Raw genomic sequence first — 24,904 nt, 5'->3', positions numbered from 1 at the left:
CGTTTCTTTGTGCCTTTGCGTCTTTGTGTGAGAACAACTCTTTCTCTGCTTCGCAGATATCAAACCAGCGCCCGCAACCGCTCCAGATCTTCCGGCCGGTCGATATCGAGCAATTCGGCCTCTGGCGCGATCACGCGGCGGCCGGCACGGATCAGGTCGCGCGCGCCCGAGTCGCCTTCGAGCAGCAGCAGCGTGCTGAACTGCCCTGCCCCGAACAGCGCGGGCGGGGTGGGATGCAGGCCGTTGCTCGACGCGACAACGCTATCGGGCCCATCGGCGGCGTCGAGCAAGCGCAGGACGTGCGCGGCGGTCACGCGCGGCATGTCGGCGAGCGCGATCACCACCGCTTCGCAGCCCAGCGCGCGCGCCGCTGCAACGCCGAGCACGACCGAACCGGACATGCCGTCCTCCGGCGCACCATTTTGCACCACAATGTACCCGCGACTGGCGAAATCGAGATCGGTGTTCGAACACACCGCAATACGCGCCTTGAACGGCATGTCTTCGAGCGCGGTGACGACATGGAAGGCGAGCGGTTGGCCCAGGAACGACTCCTGCAACTTGTCGGCGTCGCCGAACCGCTCGGACCGGCCCGCCGCAAGCAGCACCAGCGCGCAATCCTGAGGCGCGATCATCGGCTCAATCCTTGCGATTGAATGCAGCGACCATCGCTGCCGCGATCGACAGCGCGATCTCGGCCGGGCCGATCGCGCCGATATCGAGCCCGACCGGCGCGTCGATTCGGTCGAGATCGGCTTGCGATACCCCAGCCGACGCCAACCGCTCGCGCCGCGCGGCGTGGCTGCGGCGCGAGCCGAGCGCACCGACATAGGCGGTCGGGCGCGCCAGCGCGGCGATCAACCCCGGATCGTCGATCTTGGTATCGTGGCTGAGGGTCACCACCGCGCTGGCGAGGCCGGGATCGAGCGCCTCGACCGCCTCGTCGGGCCAGCGATCATCGAGCGTTACGCCGGGAAAGCGCTCCTCGGTCAGGAAGCGCGCGCGCGGATCGATCACCGTCGTGGCGATGCCGAGTTCGCGCGCGAGCCCAGCGAGCGCCTGCGCGATCTGCACCGCGCCGACGATCAGCAAGCGGCGCGGCGGATCGTAACGGTTGACGAACGCCGCCCCCTCGAACGGTCTCAGCGAGCTTTGGCCGCTGGCGAGATCGGTTGAGACGCTGAGTGCCTTGCCCGCCGCTTGCGCCTCGGCGATGCGATCGAACAGTTCGGGGTCGAAGCCCTCGGCCGAGACCGGCTGGACGAGCACCGCAATCTCGCCACCGCACGGCAGACCGACTTCCCATGCCGCCGCATCGGCGACGCCGTAATTCTTGAGCTGGAACGGCGCGCCGGCAATCACCTCGGCGGCGGTGGCGAGGATATCGCTTTCGACGCACCCGCCCGACACCGACCCCTCGAACCGGCCATCGGCATGGACGAGCATGTGGCTCCCGCGCGGGCGCGGCGCGGAACCCCAGGTGGAGACCACCGTGGCAAGCGCGAGCGGTTCGCCCTTCCACTGGGCGGCGGCGGTCAGGACGGAATCGTTATCGGGCATTCTTCACTCCTTGATCCTACCCGGCACGGGGAGGGGGACCGCTCGGCATCTTCTGCCGAGTGGTGGAGGGGGATATCCACAAGCGTTCCGCCTGCGGCACACCCCCTCCACCGTTCGCTGAATGCTCACGGTCCCCCTCCCCGTTCCGGGGAGGATTTAGATTTCCGGCAACCCCGCCAATACCTTGTCGAGCGTCAGCGGAAAATCGCGCGCCCGCACGCCGCAGGCATTGTAGATCGCATTGGTCACCGCCGCGCCCGCGCCCGAAATCGACAATTCGCCCAGCCCCTTCACGCCGATCGGATTGGCGTGCCGGTCGATCTTTTCGATGAACAAAACGTCGAGCGGCGGCACGTCGGCATGGGCGGGGATATGGTATTCGCCGAGATCGTGATTGACGAACTGGCCATAGCGCTGATCGAGCACGGCATCCTCCATCAGCGCATAGCCGATGCCCCAGATCATCCCGCCGATCGCCTGACTACGCGCGAGCTTGGCGTTGAGAATCCGCCCCGCCTCGAACACGCCAAGCATCCGCCGCACGCGGGTTTCACCGGTCACCACATTCACTGCAACCTCGGCGAATTGCGCGCCATGCGCGGCCTGGCTGAAGGTCTTGGCGTTCGAGCCTTGCGAAATCTTGCCCTTTCCAACCAAAGCCTCCGCGCCGACCAGATCGCCCAAAGGCACGCGGCGGTTGCCCGCTACCGCATGGCCGTCCTTGAGCGTCATGTCCTCGGGCTTGGCGTCCATCCGCTCGGCCAGCACCGCAACGACATCTTCGCACGCGAGCGCAACCGATGACCCGGCACTCGCCGCACCGAACGACCCGCCCGATCCAGCGCCCGGCGGCAAATCGGTATCGCCGAGCACCACGTCGATACTTTCCATCGGCAGGCCGAGCGCCTCCCCCGCGATTTGTGCGAGGATCGTATAGGTGCCGGTGCCGATATCGGTCATGTCGGTTTCGACCAACGCACGGCCATCGGGCTTGAGCGTCACGCGCGCCTCCGAATCGACCAGCAGATTGATCCGCACCGCCGCCGCCACGCCCATGCCGATCAGCCATTCACCCTCGCGCCGCTGCCCCGGTGTCGGCGACCGCTTGGCCCAGCCGAATGCTTCCGCCCCCTGATCGAGGCACTCGACCAGTGCGCGCGTCGAAAAGGGTGCGCCGGTCAGCGGATCGACCGCTGGCTCGTTCAACTTGCGGAAGTCGATCGGATCGCGGCCCAGCGCTTCGGCGATTTCGTCGATCGCGGTTTCGAGCGCGAGCGTGCCGACCGCCTCGCCCGGCGCACGCACCGCACCCGCCATCACCATGTCGAGCGTCACCACCTTGTGCGTGAATTGGCGGACCGGCGCGTCGTACAACGCCAACGACCCCAACGCGACCGGCTCCATAAAGCCGCCATCGGGGCATTGGCTCACCACGCTGTCATGCGCGAGACCCAGCAATTTGCCGTCCTTGTCGGCGGCGAGGCGGATGCGCTGGTTGGTATCGGTGCGGCGGTAAATGTTGTGGAACAATTGCGCCCGCGCCATCGCGATCTTGACCGGGCGGCCGATCTTCTGCGCGGCAATCGCGGCGAGCACCGCTTCCGGCCCGAGCATTTTCGACCCGAACCCGCCACCGATATAGGGCGACAGGATCCGCACCTTGTCGGCCGTAATGCCGATCGCCTTGGCGAGCATGGGCTTGGCGACGGCGAGGATCTGCAAACTCGAATGCAGCGTCAATTGATCGCCGTCCCACACCGCAACCGAAGCATGCGGTTCCATCGCGGCATGGACCTGGTTGGGGGTGGTGTAGACCTGATCGATCGTCACGCCGCCCGCTGCATGCGCCGCCGCCATCGCCGCGTCGATATCGCCCTTGGCGACATCCTGCAGACGCGAATCGCGCGGCGGGGGGTTGGCGTGCGCGATGTTTGCCATCGTGTCGAACTGGCCCTGCTCGCGCTCGACATGCACCACCACTGCCTTCGCCGCCGCGCGCGCCGCCTCGAAACTCTCGGCAATCGCGACGCCGACGACTTGGTCCCAATGGTCGATCGCGTCATTCCCGGCATGCGCCGGCCCGAACGCCGCGGCCTGACGCGGGATGCGCGGATCGTCGAGCATCACGTCGATCACCCCGGGCAGCGCGCGCGCTGCATCAGCATCAAAGCCCGTCACCGTGCCCTTGGCGGCGGGCGCGGTGATGAGATAGCCATAGGCGACATCGCCTTCGACGCGGTGTTCATAGCCGTAGCGGGCGGTGCCGCTGACCTTCAGCGCGCCTTCGCTGCGGTCGAGGCCGACACCGAGCACACCCTGAACCCCGCGGTCCATCGCGATGCCGGGGTGATCGGCGTCCATCTTAAACTCGGCCATAATTGCTTTCCGCCCCCCTGGCTTGCCCGCTCAGAGTGCGGGCAAGCCGTCCAAAATCTTGTCCAGCGTAAGTGGGTAGTCGCGCACCCGCACGCCAGTCGCATTGTACACCGCGTTGGCAATTGCCGCGCCCGCGCCCGAAATGCCGAGCTCGCCAATGCCCTTGGCGTGGATCGGATTGGCGTGGACGTCGCGTTCTTCGAGGAAGACAACGTCCTGCTGCGGCACGTCGGCATTCACCGGCACGTGATATTCGGCGAGATCGCGGTTGACGAGCTTGCCGTTGCGCGGGTCGTGGATCAGATCCTCGGTCAGCGCAGCGCCGATGCCGAAGGTCATCCCGCCGATGCATTGCGAGCGCGCTGTTTTTGCGTTGAGGATGCGCCCCGCCGCGAACACGCCGAGCATGCGGCGCACGCGGACTTCGCCCGTCACCACGTTCACACCGACTTCGGCGAAGTGCGCGCCATAGCTCGCTTGCTTGGTCACCTTTTCCTGTTTTCCGGGCGAGATCGTGCCCGTCGCGACGATCCCGTCGATCCCCGCCAGTTCGCCGATCGACACCTTGCGATTGTCGGCGATCGCTTCGCCGTCCTTGAGCGTCAGCGCCTCCGGGTCGACCTTCATCGCTTTTGCCAGTTGCTCGCGGGTCGTCTCGCAGGCGAGGTAGACCGACGAGCCGCTCGATCCCGCACCCCACGATCCGCCCGAACCGGCGGCCGGTGGAAAGTCAGTATCGCCCAGCTTCACGCTCACCCGCTCGATCGGGAGGCCGAGCAGCTCGCCCGCGATCTGCGCGAGGATCGTGTACGAACCCGTGCCGATATCGGTCATCGCGGTCTCGACGATCGCTTGACCCCCGCGCGTCAGCGTAACGCGGGCCGAGGATTCCATCAGCATATTGCCGCGTACCGCCGCCGCCACGCCCATGCCGATCAGCCATTCACCGTCGCGCGTCGTGCCGGCCTTGCCGCGCTTGTCCCAGCCGAACTTGGCGGCACCCTCATCGAGACAACGCAACAATTGCCGCGTCGAGAAGGGCGCTTGCGTATCGGGGTCGCTCTCGGGTTCATTGATGCGGCGCAATTCGATCGGGTCGATCCCCGCCGCCTCGGCCAGCTCGTCCATCGCGCATTCGAGCGCGAGCATCCCCGACGCCTCGCCCGGCGCGCGCATCGACCCCGACAGCAGCCAGTCGAGCCGGACGATGTCATGGTCGATCTGCCGGTTCGGCGCGGCGTACGCGAAGTGCGTGCCGATCCCACACGGCTCGAAGAATCCTTCATCGGGCAAATTGCTGGTCAGTGTCTCATGGCCGAGCGCGGTCAGTTTGCCACTCGCATCGGCGCCGAGCCGCATGCGCTGTTCGGTATTGGATCGGCGCACCGTCGCGTCGAACACTTGGCTCCGCGCCATCACCGCCTTGACCGGCCGCCCGAGGGTGCGCGCGGCGATTGCCGCCGCGACCGATTCGGGCGCGATGCCGAGCTTCGAGCCGAAGCCGCCGCCGATATAGGGCGCGACGATCCGCACCTTCTTCGCGCTGACGCCGAGCGCCTTGGCAAGCTGCTGCGCATCCGAGGTCGGCATCTGATACGATCCGTAGAGCGTCAGCGCGCCATGCTCGTCCCACACGGCAATCGACGCATGCGGCTCCATCGCCGCGCTGTTCTGGCTCGGCGTGGTGTAGGTGACGTCGATCGACACTGCCGCATTGGCCATCGCGGAGTCGATATCGCCTTCGGAGAAATGCGGCGGGACTTGATCCGATGCCGCCGGTTTCTCGGCCTCGCCCTTCAGCGCGTCGAAATCGAAGCGGCCCTCCGCTTCTTCATACGCTACGGTAAGCTGCTGCGCGGCATCACGCGCTGCTTCGAAACTCTCGGCCAGCACGATCGCGACGATCTCGCCGAAATACTGCACGTCCTTGACGCCCTGCGTCGGCGCAGTCGTCTCGCCGCCCTGTTGCGGGTTGCGCGCGAAGGTTTCGAAATCGGTGACGACGTCGATCACCCCGGGCAGGCCGCGCACGCTGTCCGCATCGACCGACACGATCTTGCCGCGCGCGACCTTGCTGCCGACGAGCACACCATACGCAACGTTATCGATCGCATGTTCGGCGGCATAGGTCGCCGAACCCGACACTTTGAGCGGCCCGTCGACTCGGTCGAGGCCCTTACCGATGATCCCCTGCGCACCCGTGTCGAGCAAGCTCGTCGGGGTCGGCTTGTCCATCGTCAGCGCATTGGTGCCGCTCATGCCGAGGCTCCGGTCAGTTCGCGCAAGGAGGCGATGAGGACGCGGCGCGTGAGGGGAATCTTGAAATCGTTCGATCCGAACCCTTTAGCCTCCGCCAGCAACGCGTCGGCGGCAGCGGCGAACACCGCATCCGACGGGGCTTGCCCGATCAACGCCGCCTCGACCGCCGGATCGCGCCACGGCATCGGCCCGAGCCCGCCGAACGCCAGCGCGGCGGACGCGATCTTGCCATCCTCGACCGAGACGATTCCAGCGACCGAGACCAGCGCGAACGCATAGGATGCGCGGTCGCGCACCTTGCGGTACAGTTGCTGCCCGGCGGGGGGCGGTGGCAGGTCGATATGGGTGATCAGCTCGCCCGCCTCGAGATCGGTTTCGATCTGCGGCGTATCCCCCGGCAGCCGGTAGAAATCGTGGATCGAAATCCGCCGCCGGTCACCATCCGGCTTCAATGTCACGATCACCGCATCGAGCGCGCGCATCGCCACCGCCATGTCGCTCGGGTGCGTCGCGATGCACTGCGCGCTGGTGCCGAGGATCGCGAGGATGCGGTTATACCCGCCGATTGCCGAACAGCCCGAACCTGGCGCGCGCTTGTTGCACGCCATCGCGGTGTCGTAGAAATAGTAACAGCGCGTTCGCTGGAGCAAATTGCCCCCGGTCGACGCCTTGTTGCGAAGCTGCCCCGACGCACCCGCCAGCAACGCCCGCGCCAGCACCGGATAGCCATCAACGACATGTGCATTCGCCGCAAGGTCGCTGTTCGGCACCAGCGCGCCGATCGTCAGCCCGCCATCCTCGCGGCGCTCGACCTGCGCCAGATCGAGCCGCGAGATGTCGACCAGCTTCTCGGGCGTCTCGATCTGTAATTTCATCAGATCGAGCAAATTGGTGCCGCCTGCGATGAAGCGGCCACCGGCGGCTACCGCCGCCTCGGGGCTGTCGGCCCGCGCATAGTCGAAGGTTTTCATGCGCCAGCTACCTCGGAAATCGCGTCGACGATGTTGGGATAAGCCGAGCAGCGGCACAGGTTTCCGCTCATCCGCTCCGAAATCTCAGGTCCGTCAAGCGTGACCGAGTCGAGGTCGGCGCTGACATGGCTCGCCCAGCCCTTCTTCACCTCATCGAGCATCCCGACCGCCGAGCAAATCTGCCCCGGCGTGCAATAACCGCATTGGTATCCGTCATGCTTGACGAACGCCGCCTGGAGCGGATGCAGGTTATCGGCGCTGCCGATCCCTTCGATCGTCAGAATGTCATCATCCTGATGCATGACCGCGAGCGTGAGACAGGAATTGATCCGACGACCGTTGACCAGAATCGTGCACGCGCCGCATTGCCCGCGGTCGCAGCCCTTTTTGGTGCCCGTCAGGCCGACATGTTCGCGCAGCACGTCGAGCAACGACGCGCGAATGTCGGGTTCGGCTTCGTGAACCGTGCCGTTGATCGTGAAATGCATGAGGATCGCCGCTCCTGTGAGTTTGGGGTAACGCGGTCGCGCGAAATCGGTTTCCTGGGATAGGTAGCAGTATGAGACTTTTTACGCAGTCCTTGCGCAAGCGAAATATCATTGCTGTGGTGCTGGCACTGGCATCCGGGCCGGCTTCGGCGCAGACTGTGCCGATGTCGCAAGCACTTACTTCCCCGACCGTCATCGCCCATCGCGGCGCGAGCGGATTGCGCCCCGAACACACGATCGCTTCCTACACGCTGGCGATTGAGATGGGCGCGGATTTTATCGAGCCCGATCTGGTGCTAACCAAGGATGACGTGTTCGTGTGCCGCCACGAGAATGACATTACCGGCACTACCGATGTCGCCAAGCACCCCGAATTCGCCGCGCGCCGGACCGAAAAGGTGATCGATGGCGAGAAACATAACGGCTGGTTCACCGAGGATTTCACGCTTGCCGAATTGAAGACGCTCCGCGCGGTCGAGCGGCTGCCCAAGCTGCGGCCCGACAATGCGAAATATGACGGGCAATTCGAAATCCCGACGCTCGCCGAAGTCATCGCGCTCGCCAAGACGCACAGCACGAACGGGCGGGTGGTCGGCATCTACCCCGAGACCAAGCATCCGAGCTACTTCGCGCAGATCGGACATCCGATGGAAGCCCGCCTCGTCGCGCAATTGAAGGCGGCCGGGTGGAGCAAGCCCGGCGACCCCGTATTCATCCAATCGTTCGAGGTGAACAATCTCAAGCGGCTTCACACCATGACGGGTCTGCGGCTGATCCAGCTGATGGACGCAAGCGGTGCCCCCGCCGACGCTGCCGCCCCCAGCTATGCCGCAATGGCGACGCCAGCTGGCCTGACCGCGGTCGCACGCTATGCCTACGGCATCGGCCCCAACAAGGACTTGATCCAGAAGGGCGACGATGCGCCCTCCACGCTGGTGGCGGACGCGCACGCGGTGGGGCTGCGCTTGCATCCCTGGACGTTCCGCGCCGAGAACGTGTTCCTGCCGCCAAGTCTGCGCACCGGCACCGATCCCGCGGTCCACGGTCGGCTGGCGGACGAAATCACGCGCTTTCTCGACCTTGGCATCGACGGTTTCTTCACCGATTTCGCCTATATCGGCGTCGATGCGCGCGCCGCGTGGCGCGCCAAAGCGAAGGCAACCCAATGATCCGCAAAACCCTGCTCGCCACCACCCTGCTGCTGCCCGTGCTGAGCGGCGGCTGCGTCGCCAAGGCCGCGTTCGATGTCGTGACGCTCCCGGTCAAGGCAGCGGGCAAGGCGGTCGATTGGACCACGACGAGCCAGTCCGAGGCAGACCGCAATTACGGCAAGAAAATGCGCAAGGCCGAAGAGCGCGAAGGTGCCGAGCGCAAGCAGTGGGAAAAGGAGTGCCGCCAGCACAAGCGCAACGATTGCGATCGGTATGAGGGGTATCGGGCGCGGGATTGAGATCCTCCCCTTCCTGAAAGGGAGGGGAGAGAATAGACCTACACGCTCCCCCCCAACACCCGCGCCACCGCGAGCAACACCTGCGGCCGCACCTGCACGCCGATATGACTGCTGCGCACCTCGACCGCGCGGCCATCGCCATCGTGGCAGATCATCCCGTTGACCAGCCCGTCGCTGCGGCTCCAGATCGCGGTCGTCGGCACGGGCAGCGGGCGGGCGATCAGCGCCGATCGCGCGATCACCGCGGGCGCATCGATCCGCTCACCGGTCAGCGCTTCGAACGCGCGCCAGACGTTGGTCGCACGCGGGCTGCCGGCAAACGGCGAACTGATCGTGATGACTTCGCGCACCAGATCGGGCGCTTGATGCGCCGCGAACCGCGCCATGATCCCGCCGAGACTGACCCCGACCAGCGTTACGCGCGCGCCCGTTTCATCGTGCAGCGCGCGGATCCGGTCGAGCAGCCGGTCGCCCTCCGCCCCGATCGCGCGCGCGCCAAGGTTACGCCCCAACCCCCAGCCCTCGGCGCGGTAACCGAGCGAGGTCAGATAGCGCCGCAAAAACACGTTCGATCGGTCGCCATTGAACAGGCCGGGCAACAGCATCACCGGCCGTCCGTCACCCCGCGGGCCCCGCGCCAGCATCCCCTTGGCAAAGGCGAGCGACGCCAGTCCGTACGCCCCACGCGGTACTTCCAGCGCCCATAATCGTTTCGAGGGTGGTTTCATTCGTAACCTGGTTCCTGCTGCAGCGCAGCTATGATAGGCTAAGCACATGGCCGACGATACGCATGTTCTGGACCACCCACCCGAGGGGGCCGCCGCCGATTGGACGATCCCGCAGGATTGGGCGCATTTCACGCCCGAGGAGCACCGCGTTTGGGACACGCTGTTCGCGCGACAGGCGGCCTTGCTGCCCGGTCGCGCGTCAAATGCCTATCTGCGCGGGCTCGACGTGCTCAAGCTGAGCAAGCCCGGCATCCCCGATTTCGAGGAATTATCCGACCGGCTGATGGCGTTGACCGGCTGGCAAGTCGTCGCGGTGCCGGGGCTGGTGCCCGACGATGTGTTCTTCGATCATATGGCCAACCGCCGCTTCGTCGCGGGCAATTTCATCCGGCGCGCGGATCAGCTCGATTATCTGCAGGAACCCGACGTGTTCCATGACGTGTTCGGCCATGTGCCGATGCTCGCCGACCCGGTGTTCGCCGATTATCTCGCAGCATACGGGCGTGGCGGGCAACGCGCGCTTGGGCTGGATGCGCTCAAATATCTCGGGCGGCTTTATTGGTACACGGTCGAATTCGGGCTGATCGCCGAGCCGGAGGGCTTGCGCATCTATGGCTCGGGGATCGTATCGAGCTTCGCCGAAAGCCGCTTTGCTTTGGACGACGCAAGCCCCAACCGCATCGCCTTCGATCTGAAGCGCGTGATGCGGACCGAGTACCGGATCGACGATTTCCAGCAGAATTATTTCGTGATCCCGAGCTTCGATGAATTGCTGCGGCTGACGGTGGAGACCGATTTCGCGCCGCTCTACGAGGAGCTGGCGCGGTTACCGGATGTGCCGGTGGCGACGGTGCTGCCGGAGGATCAGGTGCTGACGCTGGGGACGCAAGCCTATGCGCTGGCGCAGAAGTGAGCCGGGCCGAGCGGGAGCGCTGGGCCTTGGGCGAGGCGCAATGGCCGCACTTGCAGGCCTTCCTGTCGCAACGCATCTCCGACGATACCTTCGGTAGCGTCAGGGCGTTGCGGTCCGCGGTGGACGGCACGCTCGGCACGCTCGATTTCCAGCAGCGGGCCGATATTGCGACCGACTGCCGCAATTTCCTAAACGCCTTCAAGACGCGCTACGATGATCGCGAGTTTCTGCGCGATGGCTTCGGCGTGCAGGGGGAGCTTCCGATCGACGACCGGGGGCGCGGCCAGGCCGGCCTGGCCCGCGCGAAAGTGATCTACGATTCGTTCGTTGCGTCGCTCAGAGCCGAAGTCGACGGGTGGCAGCCAGTCGCCAGATAAGCTGGCTACAGATCCAGCGCCCAGCCGTCGCGCCCCTTCGGGTCGATCGGCGCGGTCGGCACATAGCGCACCGCCCCCGCCGTCAGCCGCAGGATCGACCAGTCGCCGCGCCGGTCAACCGCGTCCAGCGCACAGCCGCAGCCTGCGAACGCCGCAACGACATCGCCGCGCTGCGTCTCCAAGAGCCCCGCGAGCACGATCGTCGCCCCCGGCGCAGCGATCGCGGCAATTTCCGGGGCCATCGAGACGAGCGGCCCGGCGAGGATGTTGGCGATCAGCAGATCATAGGGCGCGCGGTCGGTGATGCGGTCGTCGAGCGCGCCGTCGGCGACGATCAGCTCGACGCCTTCGATCGCATTCAGCGTGGCGTTTTCCGCCGTCACCACGATCGCGCGCGGATCGATATCGGTCGCGATCACTGCTGCTTCAGGCCACAAATACCGCGCGGCGAACGCGAGCAGCCCGGTGCCGGTGCCAATGTCGATGATGCGCGCGAACGGCCCCGGCAGCGCGTCGAGCATCGCGAGACAGCCCGAGGTCGTCGCATGATGCCCCGTGCCGAACGCTTGCCCCGCCTCGATCAGGAACGCGCGGCCGCCTGCGGGCAGGTCGACCGGATGCGCCGAGGTGTGGACGACGAAGCGCCCCTCGGCGATCGGCTCGAGGCCTTGCTGGCTGAGCGTGACCCAATCCTCCTCGGGCAAGGCTTCGATTTCGGGCGCGGCCCCGGCCGCACTCGGCACCAAAGCAAGGATCGCGGCAATCGTCGCGGCATCGGGTTCGGCCTCGAGATACGCATCGAGCCGCCAATGCTCGCGGTCGTCCTCGTGCAGTTCGGTCGTCATCAGCACCATGCCTTCGGCAATGTCGTCCGACGCATCGATCGCCTCGGCCTCGGCGCGCGTGCAGGGCAAGCTCAATTTCCAGCTGGTCATGCCGCGCCTCCTGCCCGCCAACCCTCCACCGCGCAAGCGGCGACCATCTTCCTTCCTTCGTGTCTTTGCGTCTTTGTGTGATCCAAAATTTCTCACACAAAGACGCAAAGACACGAAGAAGAAGAGTGCTATTGCGCTGCGCGCGGCGGTTCGTGCCGCGCTTATTCGTGTCTTAGCGCGTCGATCGGGTTGAGCGAGGCCGCGCGCCGCGCCGGGAAATAGCCGAAGACGACGCCGATCAGCGCGGAAATGGCGAAGGCGATCAGATTGATCTGCAGATCGAACAGATAGGTCACCTTGAGCACCGGCACGAGCGCGAGGATCACGCCTTGCGCGAGCAGCAGCCCGATCACCCCGCCGAGCATCGACAAAGCAATCGCCTCGACCAGAAACTGCAACAGCACTTCGTTCGCCACCGCGCCGATCGCCAGGCGGATGCCGATCTCGCGCGTGCGCTCGGTCACCGAGACAAGCATGATGTTCATGATGCCGATCCCGCCGACGATCAGGCTGATCCCCGCCACCGCAGTCACGATACTGGTCAGCGCGGTGGTCGCGCCGGTCAGCGTATCGTTGATCTGCTTGGTGTCGAAGACGAAGAAATCATCCTCCTTGCCGGTCGTGATGTTGCGCCGTTCGCGCAGCAAATCCTCGATCGAGGCTTGCACGGTGCTGCTCGCGAACGCCTTATCGACGCCAACCAGGATCAGGCGGATATCGCGGTTGCCGGTGAAGCGGCGCTGCACCGCCTTGATCGGCATGATCACGACATCGTCCTGATCACCGCCAAAGCCCGATTGGCCGCGCGTGCTGAGCACGCCGATCACGTCGCAGCTGATCGCGCCGATTCGCATCCGCGTGCCGACCGCCTGACCGCCCCGATAGAGATTCTTCGACACCGTATTCCCGATGATGCACGCCGATTTGCCAGCGGCTTCCTCGATCGGCGTGAAGGCACGCCCTGCCGTCAGCGGCCACGGCTGAACATCGAAATAGCCATTGGTGGTACCGTTGATCGTCGTCGACCAATTGGCACCCTCGTAAATGACCGTGGCGGTGGCCTGCGCCTGTGCCGCGACCGCGGTGACGCCGGCGACTTGATTGGCAATGGCGGTCACGTCCTCGGGCTTGAAGTCGGGCGGACGCGGGCCGCCGCCGCCGCGACCGAAGCCCTGGCCCGGGCGGACTTGCAGGATGTTGGTGCCGAGCGAGGCGATCGACTGCTGGACCGCAGCGGTCGTCGCCTTGCCCAGCGTCACCATCGATACGACCGCGGCCACGCCGATGATGATCCCGAGCGCGGTCAGGATCGAGCGCAATTTGTGGCGTGCGATCGAGCGGATCGCGAGGAGGAAGGTGGTGCCGAGCATTACTGACTCCCCTCCCGCAAGCGGGAGGGAGAGTTATGCGCCTCGACCCGCTCGACCAGCCCGTCCTTGAAATGCACGATCGTCCGCGCGAACGCCGCCATGTCGGGCTCATGCGTGACCATGATCACGGTGATGCCGCTGTCGCGGTTGAGCCCCGAGAGCAACTCCATGATTTCGACCGAGCGTTCCGAATCGAGGTTGCCGGTCGGCTCGTCGGCCAGCAGCACGGCCGGCGACGTCACGATCGCGCGCGCAATGGCGACGCGCTGTTGCTGACCGCCCGACAGCTCCGCCGGGGTATGATCCCACCAATCCGCCAGCCCGACCTTGTCGAGCGCAGCCATCGCGGTGTCGTGTCGCGCCTTTTTGGCGTCGCCGCGGTACAGCAACGGCAGCTCGACATTTTCGAGCGCGGACGTGCGCGCGAGCAGGTTGAAGCCCTGGAACACGAAGCCGAGATATTTGCGCCGCAGCAGCGCGCGCTGGTCGCGGTCGAGCGTCTCGACATGGACGCCCTTGAACTGAAAGGTCCCGGCGCTCGGCACGTCGAGGCAACCGAGGATGTTCATCGTCGTCGATTTGCCCGATCCGCTCGCGCCCATCACCGCGACGAAATCGCCTTGCGTGATGTCGAGGTCGATGCCCTTCAGCGCAAGGAACGCGGTCGCGCCCTCGCCATAGCTTTTGGTCACCCCGCGCAGCGCGATGATTGTGTCCCCAGCCAGTGCGGCATGACCCGTGGCGAGACGGGCGTTACTGGCCACCGTTCGCCCCAGCCGCGCCCGTACGACGCTTGCTGCCACCCGACCCAGCGGTCACACCAGCGGCGAGCTGCCCGGTGATAACCTTGTCGCCCGGCTTCAAATCGCCGCCGATCACTTCGGTCATCGTGCCGTTGGTTTCGCCGGTGGTGATATCGACCGCCTTGGGCGTGCCGGTCGCGTCCTGGATATAGACGGTCTGCGCGCCGCCGCGCTTGACCGTAATGTCCTTGCCGGCGCCGCCCGCGCCGCGCCGTGGCCTGGTCGGCACGATCGTCCCGGCGATGCCGCCGCCACTGTTGGCGGCCGCGGGCGGCTTGAAGCGCAAGGCGGCGTTGGGGACAAGCAGGATGTTGGTCTTGGCCGAAGTCGTGATGTCGGCGGTCGCGGTCATGCCGGGGCGCAATTGCAGATCGGCATTGTTGACGCTCAGCGTCGCGCCATAGGACACGACTTGCCCGGTGGTGGTGGTGGTCGTGGTCGTCGTCTGCGCGCTGAGGTTCGATCCGAGATCGACGCGCGTGATCGCTGCTGGGAAGGTCTTGCCCGGAAACGCATCGACCGTGAAGGTCGCGCTCTGGCCTTGCTTGACCGATCCGACATCGGCCTCGTCAATTGCAACTTCGAGCTTCATCGTCGCCAAATCCTCGGCGATGACGAACAGCGTCGGCGTGTTGAACGACGCCGCAACCGTCGCGCCCGGCTCGATTTGCCGCGCGAGCACCACGCCATCGACCGGGGACCGAATCACGGCGCGCACCAATTGCGTCTGGTTCGACGACAGCGTCGCGCGCGCCGAGGCAACGTTCGCTTGCGCGGCGCGGACATTGGCGATCGCGCGGTCGCGATCGGCGATCGCTTGTTCAAGCTCGGTCTTCGCCGGCACACGCCCGCCCGACAGGCGGCTCACCTCCTGCAACCGTGCGAGCTGTGCCGAGGATTGCGCGAGCGTCGCCTGGTTCTGCGCAACCGTCGCAACCGCCGCGTTGAGCGCGGCCTGGCTTTGGTTCACCGTATCCTGAAAGCGCGACGGATCGATCAGTGCGAGCGGCTGCCCCTTGGTGACGCGGTCGTTGACATCGACCACCACTTTGGTGACGAGACCCGACAGTTCCGAGCCGACCTGCACCTGGTTGGTCGGCGCAAGCTTGCCCGTCGCCGAGACGCTGACCGACAGCGACCCGCGCGTCACCGCCTCGGTCGAATATTCGGGCTTGCCCGCGCCGCCGAAGCAGCTCTTGAGCAACAACAAGAGCAGCACGACGCCAACCGCGACGCCGGCCCATTTCGCCCACTTCCGCCACGCGGGCACCGGCTTCGCGCCCAGAAAGTCGTTGAGATCGGTGCGAACGGGATCGGCCATTTAGCGTTCCTGCGTGACGAGAGCGGTCGGGTCGGCGGCGCTGTCCCAGCCGCCGCCGAGCGCGAGATAGAGTTGCACCAGCGCATTGGCGCGATCGGCCTGCGCCTGGGCCAAGCCATTGCGCGCGGTGAGCAAGCTGCTCTCGGCGGTGTTGAGCGTGGTGAAATCAGTCAGACCGGCGCGATACTGACTGCGCGATAACAAAGCAGTATTGTTTGCCGCATCGAGCGCGATGGTGAACTGCTCGGCCCGCCGCTTGGCACTGTCGAGCGCGACCAGCGCATTCTCGACATCCTCAAGGCCCGTCAGCACGGTCGATTTATAGGCCGAGAAGGCGCCATCCGCCGCCGCTTCCTGCCCACGCACCGCAGAGCGCAGCCGACCGCCATTGAAGATCGTCTGAGTCAGCCCGGAGAACACTTGCCCCGCAATCGTCTCAAACAAATTGCCGATCTTCGCGGCGTCGGTCGACAGACTGCCGCTGATCGCCAGCGCGGGATAAAGCTGCGCCTTGGCGACGCCGATCTGCGCGGTGGCCGCGGCAAGAGTGCGTTCGGCCGAGCGCACGTCGGGCCGCTGGCGCAACGTATCGATCGGCACGCCGACCGCGATGCCGTCGGGACCGGCGGGGATCGGCTTCACCGCCGCCATTTCGGCCTTCAGCGCACCCGGTGCCTGCCCGGTCAGGACGCCGAGCCGCGACACGGCGGCGTTGTAATTCTGCTCGAGCGTCGGGATCGTCGCGGCGGTGCTAGCGCGCTGCGAGCGGGCTTGCTCGGCATCGAGCGAGGAGACGAGGCCGGCCTGCACGCGGAACCCGGCGATTTCCAGATTGTCGTCCTGCAGCGCGAGCGAGTTCTGCGCATTGGCGAGTTGCGCCTGGTACAGCCGCGCCAGCATGTAATTGCGCGCGGTCTCGGCCTGGGTCGAGAGCAGGACGCTGGCATAATCATAGCCCGACGCTGCGAATTGCGCGCGGCTCGCCTCGACCGTGCGGCGGACTTCGCCGAACAGGCCGACCTGATACTGCACGTCGAGTCCGAGCGAGAGCGTGTCGCCCGATCCGCGCCCGGTCACGATCGTCGCGCCGCCGGGCAAGGTGGTGGTCCCGCCGATGATGCTTTGCGAGCGGGTATAGCCCGCGGAACTGCCAACCGTCGGCAGCAATTGCGCGCGCGACTGCACGAGCGATTCACGCGCTTGCCGCAACCGCGCCACGGCTTGCGCGATATCGAGATTGTTCGCCCGCGCGCGCTCGACGATGCTGACGAGCAGTGGATCGTCGAAGCTGGTCCACCATCGCGTCAGATTGGCCTGCGCGCGCGCATCGGCCGCGACCGAATAGCCGTCGGGCACGCCGAGCGTCGCCGGCGTGGCCGCGTGATAGTTCGGCCCGACCGTGCACGCCGCCATCGGCAGCGCACCGGCAAGCAGCGCAAGGATGGGGCTGAAACGCGACATGGTGTTCTTCTGGACTAGCACACCGTGCGCGGTCCACCGATTTATTGTCGTAAGGTGTCGCGGGCTGGCGACTATTCCATTTCCAGAATGACCGCGTCGACCGCGAGGCTGTCGCCCGGTGCCGCATTGACCGATTTGACCGTGCCCGCTTTTTCGGCGCGCAGGATGTTTTCCATCTTCATCGCCTCGACCACGGCGAGCGGTTGCCCCGCTTCGACCTTGTCGCCCGCCGCCACGTCGAGCCGCATCAGCAGCCCCGGCATCGGGCACAGCAGGAAGCGCGACAGATCGGGCGGGATCTTCGCGATCAGATGCTGCGCATAGGGCGCGACATGCGCGGGCAGGACACGCGCGACATGCGTCGCGCCGCGCGTCGTCAGCTTGAAGCCGGCGCGGGTGCGGGCGATCCGGACGGTGAGCGGGGCGTCGTCGAGCTCGGCCTCCACCACGCGGTCACCCGGCGTATATTCGAGCGCGATGTCGAGGTCCGAATCGTCAACCGTGATGCCGCGCGTCGAGATTGCGACAAGATGTTCGGTCTCGCCGATCTTGACCGACCAGTCCGACGGCGGGCGCAACCGCTTGCCGAGCTGCCCGTCGGTCCGCCGCGCGCGGTCGGCCTCGGCGGTGGCGGCAAAGGCAGCGATCGCGGCGAGTGCCGCGACCAGCTCGGGCGACGGCGGCGCGCCGTGAAAACCGTCGGGATATTCCTCGGCGATGAAACCCGTCGTGATGGCACCGCTGCGGAAGCGCGGATGCTGCATCAGCGCGGAAAGGAAGTCGATATTGTTGCCGGGTCCCACGATCTCGAACCGGTCGAGCGCGTCGATCTGCGCATCGATCGCTTCGATGCGGGTGGGCGCCCAGGTGATGAGTTTGGCAATCATCGGGTCGTAGAACATGCTGACCTCGCCGCCCTCGCGCACGCCGTCATCGACGCGGGTGTAGGCTTCTCCTTCTTGCTCCCCTCCCGCTCGCGGGAGGGGCTGGGGGAGGGCATGTTCCGTGGGCTCGGGGCTCGCTGACAGCCCCTCCCCTAGCCCCTCCCGCAAGCGGGAGGGGGATTTGTACGGCGTCCCCACGCTCTCCGGCGGATTGTACCGCACCAACCGCCCGATGCTCGGCAGGAACCCGCGATACGGATCCTCGGCATAGACGCGATTCTCCACCGCCCAGCCGTTGAGCACGACATCGTCCTGACTGAACCCGAGCGGCTCGCCCGCCGCGACGCGGATCATCAGTTCGACCAGATCGAGCCCGGTGATCGCCTCGGTCACCGGATGCTCCACCTGCAAACGGGTGTTCATTTCGAGGAAGTAGAACCCCTCCCCCGTCGTATCCGCGCCCGACACGATCAGCTCGACCGTCCCTGCGCTGAAATACCCCACCGCCCGCGCCAGCGCGACGGCTTGCTCGCCCATCGCCTTGCGCATCTTCGGCGTCACGAAGGGGGACGGCGCTTCCTCGACCACCTTCTGGTGCCGCCGCTGGATCGAACATTCGCGCTCGCCGAGATAGACGATGTTGCCGTGTTGATCGCCCATCACCTGGATCTCGATGTGGCGCGGGCTTTCGATGAACTTCTCGATGAATACACGGTCGTCGCCGAACGACGCCAGCCCCTCGCGCTTGGTCGCCTCGAAGCCCTCGCGCACGTCCTGCTCGGAATAGGCGAGGCGCATCCCCTTGCCGCCGCCGCCGGCCGAGGCCTTCATCATCACCGGATAGCCGATGCCCGAGGCGATCTCGACCGCGTGATCGGTGCTGTCGATTTCGCCGAGGAAGCCCGGCACGACATTGACGCCCGCCGCCTTGGCGAGCTTCTTCGATTCGATCTTGTCGCCCATCGCGGCGATGGCTTTGGGCGGCGGCCCGACAAAGGCGATCCCCGCCTCGGCGCACGCCCGCGCGAAGCTCTCGCGCTCGGACAGGAAGCCATAGCCGGGATGGATGCAATCCGCGCCGGTGGATTTGGCGGCGGCGAGGATCAGATCGGCGAGCAAATAGCTCTCGCCTGCCGGCGGCGGCCCAAGCCGCACCGCCTCATCCGCCATCAGCACATGCGGGCTGCGCGCATCGGCGTCGGAATAGACCGCGACGGTGGCGATGCCCATCTTCTTGGCGGTGCGCATGACGCGGCAGGCGATTTCGCCACGGTTGGCGACGAGGATTTTTTTGAACATCAATGCTTCTTTCGGAGCCGGAGAATAAAAAAGCCCAGCGCGAAAACGATAAGTCCAAGCGCAAGTGCTTCCAACGTTGACCCATAAAAAGTCGGTGTGCCTGACGGACCAGCGAAGTTACTGGCCAAGAACGTTATTGCCACTCCAACAATGACGATCAGCCAATATACGGCGGCAATTTTCACGGTGCCGCCACCCCTTCGTCACCCCGGACGTGTTCCGGGGTCCACTGTGCCACAACGGACGGCATATCAAGCGGAGGAGTGAACCCCGGAACATGTCTCGGGTGACGGGTGGGGGTGTTTGAAATCACGCCGCCTTTTCCCGCGCGATTTCTTCCTCAACGAACCGGCGGAGCGCAGCGTTGATCTTGGTCTGATAGCCACGCTCGCCGTCCGCGTGCGTCTTGAACCAATGCACCACATCGGCATCGAGCCGCAGCGTCAGTTGCTGTTTGACCGGACGATAGAATTTGCCGCGCACCGCGTTCGACCAATCGGTCACTTCGGGCATGTCGGACAAGTCGATGCTCGCGTCGTCCATCGCCGCAATTTCGGCGAGGTTGGCGGCGATCTCGGGGGTGATGCCCTTAGAAACGTGACGCTTCATACACTCTCCTTTCCCTCGGTGTCGCCCGACGGGCGCTGATGATACGGCCTACCCCGTTCTCGTCGATCACGGTATGGACGACAAACAAGGTAGTCGCGCCGACCATCCCGATCGTTCGCCACCGATCATCATCGGGCTGTGGGTCCGGAACGCTTAGAAACATCGGATCGTCGAACACCAGCATCGCGGTTTCGAACCGTACACGATGATCCCGATAATTTGTCGCAGCCTTCTGCTCGTCCCAAACCCACTCCACAAATGTAACTACAAAATCGCAGCTACGTCAAGCGCCCGCATCGGCTCCGCCCCCGTCATCGGCCGGAGCCCCAGCCGTTCGAACATCGCCGCATCCGCGCTGTCGCCGCGGTTCCCCGCTGTCAGCAATTTGTCGCCGGTGAAGATCGAATTCGCCCCGGCCATGAAGCACAGTGCCTGAGTCGCCTCGGACATGCTCTCGCGCCCAGCCGACAGCCGCACCATGCTCAGCGGCATCGTGATCCGCGCGACCGCGACGGTGCGGACGAATTCGATATCGTCGATCTTCGCCATCGGCGTATCCGCCAGCATGTCGCCGAGCACCGTGCCCTTCACCGGCACCAATGCGTTGACCGGCACGCTCTCCGGGTGCCGCGGCAAGGTCGCCAGCGCATGGACGAAGCCGACGCGATCCGCGCGCGTCTCGCCCATCCCGACGATCCCGCCGCAGCACACGTTGATCCCCGCCTCGCGCACATGCTCGAGCGTCTCGAGCCGGTCGGCAAAGGTCCGCGTGGTGATGACGCTGTCATAGCGTTCGGGCGAGGTGTCGATGTTATGGTTGTAATAATCGAGCCCGGCATCGGCCAGCATCGCCGCCTGCCCGGGCGTCAGCATCCCCAGCGTCATGCAGGTTTCCATGCCCATCTGCCGCACGCCCTTCACCATTTCGACAATGGCAGGCATGTCCTTGTCCTTGGGGTTGCGCCATGCAGCGCCCATGCAGAAGCGCTGCGATCCGCTATCCTTGGCCTGCGCCGCCATTTGCAGAACGCTACGCGGATCCATCAGCTTGGTCGCCTTGACGCCGCTATCGGCGGATTTGGACTGCGAGCAATAGCCGCAATCCTCGGGGCACCCGCCGGTCTTGATCGACAAGAGCGTGCAGAGCTGCACCTCGCCCGCCGCGTGATGCGCACGGTGGACGCTCTGCGCTTCGAACATGAGGTCATCGAAGGGCAAATCGAACAAAACGGCAATCTCGTCGCGAGTCCAGTCGATACGCACCCCGCCGTGCTCCTGCGCAAGCAGGAGCCCAGTGGCATTGGCGCTGCGCTCATGGCTCTGGGTTCCTGCGTTCGCAGGAGCGCTTACGCGCATCATGTCACTCACCGCCGCCACTCCAACTTGCGCAGTTGCTGGGTTCGCGCCTCGGTCAGTCCGGTGCGGCACTGCGTGATCGTCATGCCCTGCAGCGATCCGCCGGCGAATTCACCACCCTCGATCGTGCATTCCTTATCGCGGAACGCGAGCCACGCCCGCTGGCTGGCAAGCAGCGTCGCGGCATAGCCAAACCCGCCGCCGCGCGATGTATCGGCGGCGTCGCGCGCCTTCATCCGGGCGAACGTGATCTTCCACTGCTGCGCCATAAGATTGTCCGCGCGGTGAAACGCCCCGTCGGCGCTCGCGTTCATGTGCGCCTGGGTCTGGGCGGAGACGGGCGCAGCGAGCGACAGTGTCGCAAGCGCCATAAAAAATCGGTTCATTCTGCCGCCTCCTCAACCGGCGGCATGTTATGCCCTAACAGCCGCAACACATCGCCCGCCGCCTCGACCAGATTGGTACCCGGCCCGAAAATCCCCTGCACGCCGGCATCGCGCAGATATTGGTAATCCTGCGCGGGGATCACGCCACCAGCGATCACCTTGATGTCGCCGCGCCCGGCATCGCGCAAATGGCCGATCAGTTCGGGGATCAGCGTCTTGTGCCCCGCCGCGAGGCTGGAGGCGCCGACCACGTCGACATCGCGTTCGATCGCGAGCTTGGCCGCCTCAGACGGCGTCTGGAACAGCGGCCCCGGCACGACATCGAACCCCAGATCGCCGAACGCCGACGATACCAGATTCGCGCCACGGTCATGCCCGTCCTGCCCCATCTTGGCGACGAGCATGCGCGGGCGGCGGCCATTGCGGGTCTCCAGTGAGACCACACCTTCCTTCAGCCCCTGCCACGCCGCATCGAAGGCGTGTGCGCCGCCGTAAATGCCCGATACCGGGGTCGGGACGGTGTCATAGCGCCCGAAGATATCTTCCATCGCCGAGGAAATCTCACCGAGCGTCGCGCGCTGCCGCGCCGCTTCGACCGCGAGCGCCAGGAGGTTCGCCGTGCCCCGTGCGCCTTCGCGCAGCGCGTCGAGCGCGGCGATACATTTCGCTTCATCCCGCCCCGCCTTCGACCGCGCAATCCGCGCAATCTGCGATTCGCGCACCGCAACATTGTCGACATCGAGAATGTCGATCGGGTCCTGCTCGGCGAGCTTATACTTGTTGACACCGACGATCACTTGCTCGCCCTTGTCGACCCGCGCGGCCTGGCCGGCAGCGGCTTCCTCGATCATCGCCTTGGGCCAGCCGGCCGCGACCGCCTTGGCCATCCCGCCCTCGGCCTCGACGCGCTGGATGATCTCCCACGCTTTGTCGACCAGCTCCTCGGTCAGGCTCTCGATATAATAGCTGCCGCCGAGCGGATCGACGACCTTGGTCATCCCCGTCTCTTCCTGCAGCACGATCTGCGTGTTGCGCGCGATGCGCGCCGAAAAATCGGTCGGCAGCGCGATCGCCTCGTCGAGCGCATTGGTGTGGAGGCTCTGCGTCCCCCCCAGCATCGCCGCCATCGCCTCAACGGTCGTGCGGACGACGTTGTTATAGGGGTCCTGCTCGGTCAGCGACACGCCCGATGTCTGGCAATGCGTGCGCAGCATCTTGCTGCGTTCGTCCTTCGCGCCGAGATCGGTCATCACGCGGTGCCACAGTTTCCGCGCGGCGCGCAGCTTGGCGATTTCCATGAAGAAGTTCATGCCGATCGCGAAGAAGAAGCTCAGCCGCCCGGCGAACGCATCGAGATCGAGCCCCGACGCCATCGCGGCCTTGGCGTATTCGCGCCCGTCGGCGATTGTGAACGCCAGCTCCTGCAGCTGCGTCGCGCCCGCTTCCTGCATGTGATAGCCGGAGATCGAGATCGAGTTGAACTTGGGCATGTGCGCGGATGTGTAGGCAATGATGTCCGCGATAATCCGCATCGAGGGTTCAGGCGGGTAAATGTAGGTGTTGCGGACCATGAACTCCTTGAGGATGTCGTTCTGGATCGTGCCGTCGAGCTGCGCCTGAGGGACGCCCTGTTCCTCACCCGTCACGATGAAGAAGGCGAGGATCGGGATCACCGCGCCGTTCATCGTCATGCTGACCGACATCGTGTCGAGCGGAATGCCGTCGAACAGGATCTTCATGTCGTCGATCGTGTCGATCGCAACCCCGGCCTTGCCGACATCGCCGGTGACGCGCGGATGGTCGCTATCATAGCCGCGGTGCGTCGCCAGATCGAACGCGACCGATAGGCCCTTCTGCCCGGCGGCGAGGTTGCGGCGATAGAAAGCGTTGGACGCCTCTGCGGTCGAAAAGCCCGCATATTGCCGGATCGTCCATGGACGGCCGGCATACATGCTCGCGCGCACGCCGCGCGTAAAGGGCGCGAAGCCGGGCAGACCCGGGTCAATATCCGCAGTGTCGTCGGCGGTGTAGAGCGGCTTGACCACGATGCCCTCGGGCGTGTGCCACTTGAGGTCGCGGCCCTTCACCTCTTTGGCGGCAGCTGCAGCCCAATCCGTCAAAGTCAGTTTTTCGCTCATACCATTTCCGCCCTCCTGGCGACCGAGTGACGGGCCGGATCGTCCGACGGACGGTCCGGCCCGTCATTGGCCCAGTTGCGAGGGTCTATGGAGCGACGCGCAGCGGTTGACAACTCAGCGCGCTGCGTAGGCTCCTGCCGCTTCGTGGGAAGGACGCCAACGGCAGCTTACGCGCCGGCAAACGCCGGTTTGCGCTTCTGCAGAAAAGCGATTCCGCCCTCCATCGAATCCGCCGTACCGCGCGCCGCGCGCTGATTTTCCGCCTCCTGCAGCATGGCCGAGGCATAGTCGCTCTCATACGCGCTGCGGATTTGCCGCCGCATCAGGCCCAGCGCCACGGTGGGCCCGGCCGCCAATCGCTCGGCAAGCGCCAACGCCTCGGCGTCGAGCGCGTCGTCGGCCACGACCTTGTGGATCATGCCCCAATCGAGCGCCTTGGCCGCGGGGACCTTCTCGCCCAGCAGCATCATTTCGCTCGCGCGTGCGCGGCCGATCAGGCGCGGCAGCATCCAGCTCGCGCCACCGTCGGGCACCAGACCGATATTGACGAAGGCCTGGAGGAAATACGCCGTCTCGCTCGCCACGCAAAAATCAGCGGCCAGCGCCAGGCTGCAGCCGATCCCGGCGGCCGGCCCGCGCACCGCGCTCACCACCGGCACGCCGAGCTCGGCGATCGCCGCCATCGTCGGGTTGTAGCCTTGGGTCAGCGCGATGAACGTGGTGTTGCCGGGGTCATCGCTGCCCAGCGCCGCGCCACCGACATCCGCCCCCGAACAGAACCCCCGCCCGGCGCCGGCGAACAACACCGCGCGGGCGCCGTCGAGATTGGCGATGGCATGCGCGATTTCCTCGAACGCTTGCGGTGGTGCGGCGTTGAGCCGCTCGGGCCGGTTGAGCGTCACCACCAGCACATCGCCGCGCCGTTCGCTCAGAATCATTTCGTAGGTCATGGGGCCTCCCTGTTTTCGCGGGCGTGATGAACGCGGACGATGCGGATATGGTCGTCTGCGATACAATATGTCACGAGATAACCAAGCTTCGGAATCGACCACTGCCGGATATTGCGCGCCACGACCGGCGCAATTCTCGGAAAGTCAGCGAGGCGTTCACATCGCGCCTGAATCTCGCGGGTGACGCGGTCAGCGACTTCGGTGTCATGCTCGGCCAGAAACAGCCAAATACGGGCAAGATCGCCCCGACCGCGCGCCGTCCAGACCAAC

At 65.6% G+C, this 24,904-nt stretch carries 24 protein-coding genes; 4 read left to right on the top strand and 20 right to left on the bottom strand.

The genetic code is table 11. The annotated features are described in order from the left end of the window. Positions 1 to 59: 59 nt before the first annotated feature. From IEV62_RS13780 to IEV62_RS13755, 6 genes are all read right to left on the bottom strand, one after another. Positions 60 to 635 carry a nucleotidyltransferase family protein gene (locus IEV62_RS13780; protein ID WP_188448445.1) on the bottom strand — a complete coding sequence of 192 codons (576 nt, stop codon included), beginning with the start codon at positions 633 to 635 and terminating at the stop codon, positions 60 to 62. A 4-nt stretch (positions 636 to 639) separates the two neighbouring features. Further along, on the bottom strand, positions 640 to 1,560 hold the full coding sequence (locus IEV62_RS13775) for an XdhC family protein (RefSeq protein WP_188448443.1): 921 nt from the start codon (positions 1,558 to 1,560) through the stop codon (positions 640 to 642). Between the two features lie 156 nt (positions 1,561 to 1,716). Next, positions 1,717 to 3,936: a xanthine dehydrogenase family protein molybdopterin-binding subunit gene (locus IEV62_RS13770; protein ID WP_188448441.1), complete on the bottom strand. Its 2,220-nt coding sequence runs from the start codon at positions 3,934 to 3,936 to the stop codon at positions 1,717 to 1,719. 30 nt (positions 3,937 to 3,966) lie between these two features. After that, positions 3,967 to 6,195: a xanthine dehydrogenase family protein molybdopterin-binding subunit gene (locus IEV62_RS13765; RefSeq protein ID WP_188448440.1), complete on the bottom strand. Its 2,229-nt coding sequence runs from the start codon at positions 6,193 to 6,195 to the stop codon at positions 3,967 to 3,969. Further along, on the bottom strand, positions 6,192 to 7,166 hold the full coding sequence (locus IEV62_RS13760) for an FAD binding domain-containing protein (protein ID WP_188448438.1): 975 nt from the start codon (positions 7,164 to 7,166) through the stop codon (positions 6,192 to 6,194). The genes IEV62_RS13765 and IEV62_RS13760 overlap by 4 nt, the downstream gene beginning before the upstream one ends. Beyond that, positions 7,163 to 7,654 (bottom strand): 2Fe-2S iron-sulfur cluster-binding protein, encoded by a 492-nt coding sequence (locus IEV62_RS13755; RefSeq protein ID WP_188448436.1) that lies wholly within the window; start codon positions 7,652 to 7,654, stop codon positions 7,163 to 7,165. The genes IEV62_RS13760 and IEV62_RS13755 overlap by 4 nt, the downstream gene beginning before the upstream one ends. 71 nt (positions 7,655 to 7,725) lie before the next feature. Here IEV62_RS13755 and IEV62_RS13750 point away from each other — a divergent pair, with 71 nt between their 5' ends. Next, positions 7,726 to 8,823, top strand: coding sequence for a glycerophosphodiester phosphodiesterase (locus IEV62_RS13750; RefSeq protein WP_373868597.1), 1,098 nt, complete (start codon positions 7,726 to 7,728; stop codon positions 8,821 to 8,823). Continuing rightward, complete coding sequence (locus IEV62_RS13745; protein ID WP_188448434.1) at positions 8,820 to 9,104, top strand: hypothetical protein; 285 nt, start codon at positions 8,820 to 8,822, stop codon at positions 9,102 to 9,104. Before IEV62_RS13750 ends, IEV62_RS13745 begins: the two co-directional genes overlap by 4 nt. Positions 9,105 to 9,142: 38 nt before the next feature. Here the strand turns inward: IEV62_RS13745 and IEV62_RS13740 are convergent, their stop codons facing one another. Then, positions 9,143 to 9,832, bottom strand: a complete 690-nt coding sequence (locus tag IEV62_RS13740) for an esterase/lipase family protein (protein ID WP_188448432.1) — start codon at positions 9,830 to 9,832, stop codon at positions 9,143 to 9,145. A gap of 46 nt (positions 9,833 to 9,878) precedes the next feature. On the opposite strand from IEV62_RS13740, the gene phhA reads away from it, so the two are divergent. Next, entirely contained in the window at positions 9,879 to 10,745 is an 867-nt protein-coding gene (phhA, locus tag IEV62_RS13735) for a phenylalanine 4-monooxygenase (RefSeq protein WP_188448431.1), read from the top strand. Between the two features lie 26 nt (positions 10,746 to 10,771). Then, positions 10,772 to 11,122, top strand: coding sequence for a hypothetical protein (locus IEV62_RS13730; protein ID WP_188448429.1), 351 nt, complete (start codon positions 10,772 to 10,774; stop codon positions 11,120 to 11,122). A 5-nt stretch (positions 11,123 to 11,127) separates the two neighbouring features. Here the strand turns inward: IEV62_RS13730 and IEV62_RS13725 are convergent, their stop codons facing one another. From IEV62_RS13725 to IEV62_RS13665, 13 genes are all read right to left on the bottom strand, one after another. Next, entirely contained in the window at positions 11,128 to 12,057 is a 930-nt protein-coding gene (locus tag IEV62_RS13725) for a 50S ribosomal protein L11 methyltransferase (protein ID WP_188448427.1), read from the bottom strand. A 161-nt stretch (positions 12,058 to 12,218) separates the two neighbouring features. Next, complete coding sequence (locus IEV62_RS13720) at positions 12,219 to 13,427, bottom strand: ABC transporter permease (protein ID WP_188448425.1); 1,209 nt, start codon at positions 13,425 to 13,427, stop codon at positions 12,219 to 12,221. Next, positions 13,427 to 14,152: an ABC transporter ATP-binding protein gene (locus tag IEV62_RS13715; RefSeq protein WP_188448495.1), complete on the bottom strand. Its 726-nt coding sequence runs from the start codon at positions 14,150 to 14,152 to the stop codon at positions 13,427 to 13,429. Before IEV62_RS13715 ends, IEV62_RS13720 begins: the two co-directional genes overlap by 1 nt. A gap of 28 nt (positions 14,153 to 14,180) precedes the next feature. Continuing rightward, a complete protein-coding gene (locus IEV62_RS13710; protein WP_188448423.1) occupies positions 14,181 to 15,551 on the bottom strand; it encodes an efflux RND transporter periplasmic adaptor subunit in 1,371 nt (456 codons plus the stop codon). Continuing rightward, positions 15,552 to 17,012, bottom strand: coding sequence for an efflux transporter outer membrane subunit (locus IEV62_RS13705; protein ID WP_188448421.1), 1,461 nt, complete (start codon positions 17,010 to 17,012; stop codon positions 15,552 to 15,554). It lies immediately after the preceding gene. Between the two features lie 71 nt (positions 17,013 to 17,083). Then, positions 17,084 to 19,198 carry an acetyl-CoA carboxylase biotin carboxylase subunit gene (locus IEV62_RS13700; RefSeq protein WP_229733155.1) on the bottom strand — a complete coding sequence of 705 codons (2,115 nt, stop codon included), beginning with the start codon at positions 19,196 to 19,198 and terminating at the stop codon, positions 17,084 to 17,086. A 306-nt stretch (positions 19,199 to 19,504) separates the two neighbouring features. Then, positions 19,505 to 19,804, bottom strand: coding sequence for a BrnA antitoxin family protein (locus IEV62_RS13695; RefSeq protein WP_188448417.1), 300 nt, complete (start codon positions 19,802 to 19,804; stop codon positions 19,505 to 19,507). Beyond that, entirely contained in the window at positions 19,785 to 20,060 is a 276-nt protein-coding gene (locus IEV62_RS13690) for a BrnT family toxin (RefSeq protein ID WP_188448415.1), read from the bottom strand. The genes IEV62_RS13695 and IEV62_RS13690 overlap by 20 nt, the downstream gene beginning before the upstream one ends. Before the next feature lie 8 nt (positions 20,061 to 20,068). Further along, entirely contained in the window at positions 20,069 to 21,163 is a 1,095-nt protein-coding gene (bioB, locus tag IEV62_RS13685; RefSeq protein ID WP_373868596.1) for a biotin synthase BioB, read from the bottom strand. A 5-nt stretch (positions 21,164 to 21,168) separates the two neighbouring features. Further along, complete coding sequence (locus IEV62_RS13680; protein ID WP_229733151.1) at positions 21,169 to 21,546, bottom strand: lysozyme inhibitor LprI family protein; 378 nt, start codon at positions 21,544 to 21,546, stop codon at positions 21,169 to 21,171. Beyond that, positions 21,543 to 23,684 carry a methylmalonyl-CoA mutase gene (gene scpA, locus IEV62_RS13675; protein ID WP_188448413.1) on the bottom strand — a complete coding sequence of 714 codons (2,142 nt, stop codon included), beginning with the start codon at positions 23,682 to 23,684 and terminating at the stop codon, positions 21,543 to 21,545. The genes IEV62_RS13680 and scpA overlap by 4 nt, the downstream gene beginning before the upstream one ends. Before the next feature lie 167 nt (positions 23,685 to 23,851). Then, the gene (locus IEV62_RS13670) at positions 23,852 to 24,634 is read right to left on the bottom strand and encodes an enoyl-CoA hydratase-related protein (protein WP_188448411.1); all 783 of its coding nucleotides are present in this window, start codon (positions 24,632 to 24,634) and stop codon (positions 23,852 to 23,854) included. Further along, entirely contained in the window at positions 24,631 to 24,903 is a 273-nt protein-coding gene (locus tag IEV62_RS13665; RefSeq protein WP_188448409.1) for a type II toxin-antitoxin system RelE/ParE family toxin, read from the bottom strand. The genes IEV62_RS13670 and IEV62_RS13665 overlap by 4 nt, the downstream gene beginning before the upstream one ends. Between the last annotated feature and the right edge of the window lies 1 nt (position 24,904).

The sequence above is a fragment of the Sphingomonas psychrolutea genome (genome assembly GCF_014636175.1).
Taxonomy (GTDB): domain Bacteria; phylum Pseudomonadota; class Alphaproteobacteria; order Sphingomonadales; family Sphingomonadaceae; genus Sphingomonas; species Sphingomonas psychrolutea.
Note: the sequence above shows the minus strand (reverse complement) of the source record. Positions and strands in the feature narration are given on the sequence as shown.

What these genes read in the sequence shown, in the direction of transcription:
- IEV62_RS13780 (WP_188448445.1), bottom strand. Translation starts at nt 635, where the DNA reads ATGATCGCGCCTCAGGATTGCGCGCTGGTGCTGCTTGCGGCGGGCCGG.
- IEV62_RS13775 (WP_188448443.1), bottom strand. Translation starts at nt 1,560, where the DNA reads ATGCCCGATAACGATTCCGTCCTGACCGCCGCCGCCCAGTGGAAGGGC.
- IEV62_RS13770 (WP_188448441.1), bottom strand. Translation starts at nt 3,936, where the DNA reads ATGGCCGAGTTTAAGATGGACGCCGATCACCCCGGCATCGCGATGGAC.
- IEV62_RS13765 (WP_188448440.1), bottom strand. Translation starts at nt 6,195, where the DNA reads ATGAGCGGCACCAATGCGCTGACGATGGACAAGCCGACCCCGACGAGC.
- IEV62_RS13760 (WP_188448438.1), bottom strand. Translation starts at nt 7,166, where the DNA reads ATGAAAACCTTCGACTATGCGCGGGCCGACAGCCCCGAGGCGGCGGTA.
- IEV62_RS13755 (WP_188448436.1), bottom strand. Translation starts at nt 7,654, where the DNA reads ATGCATTTCACGATCAACGGCACGGTTCACGAAGCCGAACCCGACATT.
- IEV62_RS13750 (WP_373868597.1), top strand. Translation starts at nt 7,726, where the DNA reads ATGAGACTTTTTACGCAGTCCTTGCGCAAGCGAAATATCATTGCTGTG.
- IEV62_RS13745 (WP_188448434.1), top strand. Translation starts at nt 8,820, where the DNA reads ATGATCCGCAAAACCCTGCTCGCCACCACCCTGCTGCTGCCCGTGCTG.
- IEV62_RS13740 (WP_188448432.1), bottom strand. Translation starts at nt 9,832, where the DNA reads ATGAAACCACCCTCGAAACGATTATGGGCGCTGGAAGTACCGCGTGGG.
- phhA (WP_188448431.1), top strand. Translation starts at nt 9,879, where the DNA reads ATGGCCGACGATACGCATGTTCTGGACCACCCACCCGAGGGGGCCGCC.
- IEV62_RS13725 (WP_188448427.1), bottom strand. Translation starts at nt 12,057, where the DNA reads ATGACCAGCTGGAAATTGAGCTTGCCCTGCACGCGCGCCGAGGCCGAG.
- IEV62_RS13720 (WP_188448425.1), bottom strand. Translation starts at nt 13,427, where the DNA reads ATGCTCGGCACCACCTTCCTCCTCGCGATCCGCTCGATCGCACGCCAC.
- IEV62_RS13710 (WP_188448423.1), bottom strand. Translation starts at nt 15,551, where the DNA reads ATGGCCGATCCCGTTCGCACCGATCTCAACGACTTTCTGGGCGCGAAG.
- IEV62_RS13705 (WP_188448421.1), bottom strand. Translation starts at nt 17,012, where the DNA reads ATGTCGCGTTTCAGCCCCATCCTTGCGCTGCTTGCCGGTGCGCTGCCG.
- IEV62_RS13695 (WP_188448417.1), bottom strand. Translation starts at nt 19,804, where the DNA reads ATGAAGCGTCACGTTTCTAAGGGCATCACCCCCGAGATCGCCGCCAAC.
- bioB (WP_373868596.1), bottom strand. Translation starts at nt 21,163, where the DNA reads ATGATGCGCGTAAGCGCTCCTGCGAACGCAGGAACCCAGAGCCATGAG.
- IEV62_RS13680 (WP_229733151.1), bottom strand. Translation starts at nt 21,546, where the DNA reads ATGAACCGATTTTTTATGGCGCTTGCGACACTGTCGCTCGCTGCGCCC.
- scpA (WP_188448413.1), bottom strand. Translation starts at nt 23,684, where the DNA reads ATGAGCGAAAAACTGACTTTGACGGATTGGGCTGCAGCTGCCGCCAAA.
- IEV62_RS13670 (WP_188448411.1), bottom strand. Translation starts at nt 24,634, where the DNA reads ATGACCTACGAAATGATTCTGAGCGAACGGCGCGGCGATGTGCTGGTG.